The organism is Actimicrobium sp. GrIS 1.19 (genome assembly GCF_035984655.1).
GTDB lineage: Bacteria > Pseudomonadota > Gammaproteobacteria > Burkholderiales > Burkholderiaceae_D > Actimicrobium.
This window is the reverse complement of the sequence record NZ_JAXCHT010000069.1, coordinates 1-3,619: the sequence shown is the minus strand read 5'-3', so window position 1 is coordinate 3,619 and position 3,619 is coordinate 1. Positions and strand designations below refer to the sequence as shown.

General features: G+C 53.1%; 2 protein-coding genes and 3 pseudogenes. All 5 read left to right on the top strand.

What is annotated here, in order from left to right:
• A pseudogene (locus RCH09_RS19470) lies at positions 1-178 on the top strand (IS6 family transposase); the annotation flags it as partial.
• A gap of 278 nt (positions 179-456) precedes the next feature.
• On the top strand, positions 457-2,187 hold the full coding sequence (locus RCH09_RS19465) for a methyl-accepting chemotaxis protein (RefSeq protein WP_326942797.1): 1,731 nt from the start codon (positions 457-459) through the stop codon (positions 2,185-2,187).
• A 312-nt stretch (positions 2,188-2,499) separates the two neighbouring features.
• Positions 2,500-2,871, top strand: a complete 372-nt coding sequence (locus RCH09_RS19460) for a hypothetical protein (protein ID WP_326942796.1) — start codon at positions 2,500-2,502, stop codon at positions 2,869-2,871.
• Positions 2,872-2,999: 128 nt separating this feature from the next.
• Positions 3,000-3,248: pseudogene (locus RCH09_RS19455) on the top strand (IS5/IS1182 family transposase); the annotation flags it as partial.
• 57 nt (positions 3,249-3,305) lie between these two features.
• Positions 3,306-3,416 (top strand): annotated as a pseudogene (locus tag RCH09_RS19450) (transposase domain-containing protein); the annotation flags it as partial.
• Between the last annotated feature and the right edge of the window lie 203 nt (positions 3,417-3,619).

Genomic DNA, 3,619 nt, shown 5'->3' with positions numbered 1-3,619 from the left:
AATCAAACGGGTGACCAGGCCGATGCTGGGCTTCAAGTCATTCCGATGCGCAGCCCAGGTTATTGCTGGCGTTGAACTCATGCACATGATTCGAAGGGGCCAGTTCGCCATCGATGGCACCGTCATGTCATTTGCAAACCAGTTTTATGCCTTGGCAGGACAAGTCCGTCCTGCTTAAACCGAAGCCATGTTCAGCACGGAAAATTCCGTCTCGTGCCGCACAACGCGACAGAACCAGTTTGCGACGTGAGGGCCTGCTACGATCGGGACAGTAAAGTGTTGCCGCCATACACCAAAAGTCAAAATTACGCCTAATTTATTTCCAATAAGTAATTGTTCTGTATAACTTAAAGTAAAGGTTTTCGGCAACCTCAACATGGAAACCATGTGTGATGTTAGATCGGCAAATTCACCCAACCGGTAAGAATTATTTCCTCCAAAGAAGGTGTGGCAAAGATGAAAATGACACTTAAAGCGCAGCTAAGCACCTTGATCGCCTTACTCTTTTTCATATCCGTCGTCATTGGCCTATTAGGTCTATACGGCATGAGTCAGGCCAATGATGGCTTGAAGACTGTCTACGAAGACCGAACCGTCGCACTGGAACAAGTCTCGCGGATCGATCGATTGTTGGTCCGAAACCGACTGGCTTTGGCGGAGAGTTTATTGGACGCGAACGCCAGTACGATCAAGGTAAATGTGGATTTGATTGAAGCAAACACCGCCGAAATTGGAAAAACGTGGACCGAGTATGTGGCGACCTACCTCACGCCCGAGGAAAAAACACTTGCAGATAAGTTTGCATCGGACCGAGGCACATATCTGAAAGAAGGGCTGTTGCCGGCGGTCGCGGCCCTGAAGGCAGGCAAAACCGATGCCGCCGCGCAATTGTACAAGCAGTTCCCGACACTGTTCAAGCCAGTTAGGGAAGGAATCAACGCGCTGCGCAAATTGCAGGTCGACGAGGCAAAAAAGGAATATGAGCGTTCAAGTGCCCACTACGTTTCGATACGCAGCATTGTGTTTGGCGCAATTTTGTTTGGCGGAGCGATCGCTGCGCTGGCTGGTTTTTTTCTGATTCGCAAACTGTATCGCCAACTTGGCGGCGAACCGGAATATGCCTCGCAAATCGTGAAATACATCGCTGCAGGTGACCTGACCGTCAATGTGAATACCCGCCACGATGACAAGGAAAGCTTGTTGTTTTCCATGAAAGAAATGCAGCAGAATCTATCGAAGACCATCGGGGCCATACGTCAATCCACGGACACCATTGCCACCGCATCGGCAGAGATTGCCAGCGGAAATATGGATCTGTCCTCGCGCACCGAACAGCAAGCCAGCTCACTGGAGGAAACCGCCTCCTCGATGGAAGAACTGACCTCGACCGTGAAGCAGAATGCCGAAAACGCACATCAGGCCAACAGCCTGGCAAAAACCGCGTCGGAGGTCGCCAGCAAGGGTGGTGCCGTCATGGTGGAGGTGGTCGGCACCATGAATTCGATCGATGAATCGGCCAGGAAAATCGTAGACATCATCAGCGTCATCGATGGCATTGCATTTCAGACGAATATCCTGGCGTTGAATGCCGCAGTCGAAGCCGCCCGCGCCGGCGAGCAGGGGCGGGGTTTTGCCGTGGTTGCATCGGAGGTGCGCAACCTAGCCCAGCGTAGCGCCGGCGCCGCCAAGGAAATCAAGGCATTAATCGGCGATTCGGTTGAAAAAGTAGCGATTGGCAGCAAGCTGGTTGCTCAAGCCGGTGTGACGATGGCAGAGGTAGTTGACAGCGTCAAACGTGTTACTGACATCATCAGTGATATCGCTGCGGCTGGTATGGAACAGACTGCTGGAATTGAACAGATCAACATCGCGATCACGGAGATGGACAACGTCACACAGCAAAATGCTGCCTTGGTCGAGCAGGCGGCCGCAGCCGCCGAATCGTTGCAAGATCAGGCAGGCAGTTTGGTCCAGTTCGTGAGCGTATTTAAAACGGATGGTGCGCTACCTTCGGCAGCGGCCCCGGTGAAATTGAACAGTGAGCAGCAGCATCGTACCGCGGCGCTTTCGGCGAAAGGTGTTCGCACCACAAGGCGCCCGGCGATACCCGTCAGAAGCCCCGTGAGTCGGGCGCTCGTTGCGTCTGCCGTCACCGGGACTGCTTCATCTCAATGGGAAGAATTCTGACGAACGGCAGTCTGACTGCCGTGCGCTGAAAAGTGGCGTTGGTGCACTTTAGATAGGGGTTGTAGCCGCAAACCGGCGGAATTTGTCCATCTCCACAAGGTGGTGAAGGAAAACCTGATTGGCGCTGTTTCCGTATGGTTCAACAAGCCGGCAGGGGTTTTATGGCAAGTTTATAGCTGCAAACCGACCTAAAAGCGGCCTCTTTACATCGAGTCCGACAACCAAATGTTTACCGTCACCCCGTTGGAAAAATTCCGCCGGTTTGGGCGCAGAACCCCATGCTGCACGCCGTCGCGCCAATGGTATCGTCGCATGCTCAAAGGCGACGCAGGTGAACTGGCGCCCACGGCACGCATTCTTGCCTTTGTTTATTGGCGCATGACGTGGCAAGGCTGTACGAATCCGTACCTGCTCAGCCGCGGCCGTGGCTTTCCGTCGTACGGTATTGCGGAATGGGAGGCCCGACAGCCAGCGATTGAGGAAGACGATCTTGACGTCGCACTGGTTGACTTCGGCACCGCGCTGGACACCTCATGGGACGAGTGGATCGAGTGTATTGACCTGCTCGGCACCACGGAATTGGAGCGGCGAACCTGGCGTCTACGGGCGCGTCCAGGGGCTTATATTCCGCTGGCTCGAAAGCAACGAAAACCAGCCACCAACAATTTTATAAAATTACTTTGAAAAGTCGCCAAGTTATTGTTTTTAAAAGCGATAATTATTGACGTCAGCGTCAAGCAAAAAATATCGCACTTTTACTTCGTTTTTTTGCAGGATTACTTCGGTTGACGATAGCATCGTGTGCGACCAATCAGCGTGATCGTCATCTTGGGAAAATCAATACAGAAGGCCGGTTGGCCTGGCAAACCGCCACTGGCTATGGACAGCGCGCCTTGGTCGAGACAATCATGGGCCGCTACAAATCCTTGATTGGCCCTCGGCTGCGCTCACGAGGATTTGCAGCGCAACAAACCGAGGCTGCCATCGGGATCGCTGTGTTAAACCGCATGCTGGCCGTAGCACGCCCAAACTCCGTTCGCAGTCAAAAAGTGGCTGCATAATCGGGCAGGGGTTAGGGGACTGTCGCCTTCGACTTTGAAGTGCACCAACGCTATTCGGAAGCCTACCTGCGCCATGCGCTCACGCACATCGCTGACCATCCCATCAATCAAATCAATGATTTGCTGCCGTGGAATGTGGCTGACCAGCTTGGTGCCGCTTCGTGCTAAATCCCGTATTTACTACGAAGCACAATTGGTCAAGACGTTGCTCGTGAGGCGCTCACGAACTGCTGCCATCAACTCTGAATGCACCAACGCCGTTGTAAAATCATCCTATTGTTGCCGCTGACCGAAAAGTGACCCACTTGAAGGGGTTCTGCTGATTCAAAACTGACCCAGGTGTTCTACTTGTCCTGCCTAATTTTTAGGCA

Excerpts from the sequence above, each read along its gene's own strand:
- RCH09_RS19460 (WP_326942796.1), top strand. The coding sequence starts at position 2,500 with ATGCTCAAAGGCGACGCAGGTGAACTGGCGCCCACGGCACGCATTCTT.
- RCH09_RS19465 (WP_326942797.1), top strand. The coding sequence starts at position 457 with ATGAAAATGACACTTAAAGCGCAGCTAAGCACCTTGATCGCCTTACTC.